The 2,741-nt window shown below is 39.7% G+C and carries 1 protein-coding gene; it reads left to right on the top strand.

Translation table 11 applies throughout. The features are described from left to right. On the top strand, window positions 1-2,741 hold a 2,741-nt coding region (locus tag EDC51_RS10760), incomplete at both ends, for a beta strand repeat-containing protein (RefSeq protein WP_409360078.1).

Here is a 2,741-nt window from a genome sequence, read left to right as displayed (position 1 = left end):
ATTAGTAGCATTAGCAACGGCAGCACAGTAATTAATCTGGGCGGCAATACGGTTAATGTAAACAATTCAACCATCAGTAATGTGGCGAATGGTACCAATGCAACAGATGCGGTGAACTTACAACAGTTAAACGCAAGCAAAACCTATGTGACACAAGGCAACCACACCACCGTTACTAGCACAACAAATAAAGATGGTTCAATGAATTACACCGTCAATGCGAACCATACGGTAGTAGAAGCGGGTAAAAATGTCAGCTTAACAAGCAAGACAGATGGTAATGGCTTAACTACTTACAATGTAAGTGTGGAAGGTGCGTTAAGTAATATCACTAGCATTAGCAATAATGGCACAGAAATTACGCTGGGTGGCAATACGGTTAATGTAAACAATTCAACCATCAGTAATGTGGCGAATGGTACCAATGCAACAGATGCGGTGAACTTACAACAGTTAAACGCAAGCAAAACCTATGTGACACAAGGCAACCACACCACCGTTACTAGCACAACAAATAAAGATGGTTCAATGAATTACACCGTCAACGCGAACCATACGGTAGTGGAAGCGGGTAAAAATGTTAAATTAACGAGTGAGACAGATGGTAATGGCTTAACCACTTACAATGTAAGTGTGGAAGGTGCACTTAATAATATTACTAGCATCACTAATAATGAGGGTAAAACCTTAACTATTGGTAATGGCACAACTGGCGTTGATGCAGGTAAAGCAAAAGTTGCAAGTGGATCTAATGTAACGGATATTGCAACCGTTGGGGATATTGTTAATACCATTAATAATGTGAGTTGGGCTATTGCAGGTAATGGTGCAGTAAAAGAGAACATTACCGCGGGAGATCAAGTTAATTTTATTAATGGCAATAATACGGTTGCAGTGGTTACTTCTACCGCAGCAGGTGGTGCAAACGTTACTTATAATGTAGAAGGTGATTTAACCAATATCACCAGCATTAGTAATGGTTCAACCAAAGTTAGCCTTGGCAACAATACGGTGAATGTGAATAACGCTACTATTAGCAATGTGGCAAATGGTACGAATGCAACTGATGCGGTAAATATGCAACAGTTAAATGCAACAAAAGTATCCGTAGAGAAAGGTAACCATACGGTTGTTACAAGCACTACAAATGAGGATGGTTCAACGAAGTATGTTGTGAATGCAAACCACACTGCAGTTACAGCAGGTAATAACGTGAACCTGACAAGTACGACAGATGGCGAAGGTTTAACTACTTACAATGTAAGCGTTGAAGGCGCTTTAACGAATATTAGCAGCATTAGCAACGGCGATACCGTGATTAATTTAGGTGACAAAACGGTTAATGTGAATAATTCAACCATCAGCAATGTAGCGAACGGTACAAATGCAACAGATGCGGTGAATTTACAACAGTTAAACGCAAGTAAAACCTATGTGACACAAGGCAACTACACCACAGTTACCAGTACAACCAACAGTGATGGTGCGTTAAATTACACAGTAAATGCGAACCACACGGTAGTGGAAGCAGGTAAAAATGTGGGCTTAACGAGTAGCACGGATGGTAAAGGCTTAACTACCTATAACATTAGTGTGGAAGGTGAGCTAAGCAATATTACAACTATTACTAATAATCAAGGAAAAACCTTAACCATTGGTAATGGTACAACAGAAGTTCAGCCAAATGGCAAAGCAAAAGTCACTGAAAACTCTAACGTGACAGATATTGCAACTGTTGGGGATATTGTTAATACCATTAATAACGTGAGCTGGGCTGTAGCAGGTAATGGCGATGTTAAAGAGAATATTACTGCGAGTGAAATTGTAAACTTTGTTGATGGTAATAATACGGTTGCTGTTGTAACTGCTGCTGCGAATGGTGGTGCAAACGTTACTTATAATGTAGAAGGTGATTTAACCAATATCACCAGCATTAGTAATGGTTCAACCAAAGTTAGCCTTGGCAACAATACGGTGAATGTGAATAACGCTACTATTAGCAATGTGGCAAATGGTACGAATGCAACTGATGCGGTAAATATGCAACAGTTAAATGCAACAAAAGTATCCGTAGAGCAAGGCAATCATACGGTTGTTACAAGTAGCACAAATACTGATGGTTCAACGAAGTATGTTGTGAATGCAAACCATACTGTAGTTACCGCAGGTAATAACGTGAACCTGACAAGTACGACAGATGGCAAAGGCTTAACTACTTACAATGTAAGCGTTGAGGGTGAGCTAACTAATATCACAAGCATCACTAATGGCAATACGTCGATTAAATTAGGTGATGAAAATGGCAACAATACGGTAAACATTAACAATGCAACTATCAGCAATGTAGCTGCAGGCGTTAATGGTACAGATGCTGTTAATGTTGATCAGCTAGAAAAAGTGAATAGTACTGCTAATGCTGGTTGGAATATTACAACGAATAAAGGTAAAGATAGCTACAATGTGAAACCAAATGCAACGGTTGATCTGCGTAATACAGATGGCAACATTGTGATCAGCCAAGAAAACGGTAACATCACCTTTGGTTTAGCGAATGCGTTGAATAATATCAGCACTATTAGCAATGGTACTGATAACAGTATCCGTTTAGGAGACAACAACAATATCAGCAGCATTATCAGTAATGGTACAACCTTCACCTTTGGCGAAGGGAATACCACGATTAATACCACAAGCGGTAAAGCAGAGCTGGTCAATGGCACGAATGTGACAGATGTTGCAAC

It is taken from the genome of Bibersteinia trehalosi, assembly GCF_004346205.1.
In the GTDB taxonomy this organism is placed as follows: domain Bacteria; phylum Pseudomonadota; class Gammaproteobacteria; order Enterobacterales; family Pasteurellaceae; genus Bibersteinia; species Bibersteinia trehalosi.
Note: the sequence above shows the minus strand (reverse complement) of the source record. Positions and strands in the feature narration are given on the sequence as shown.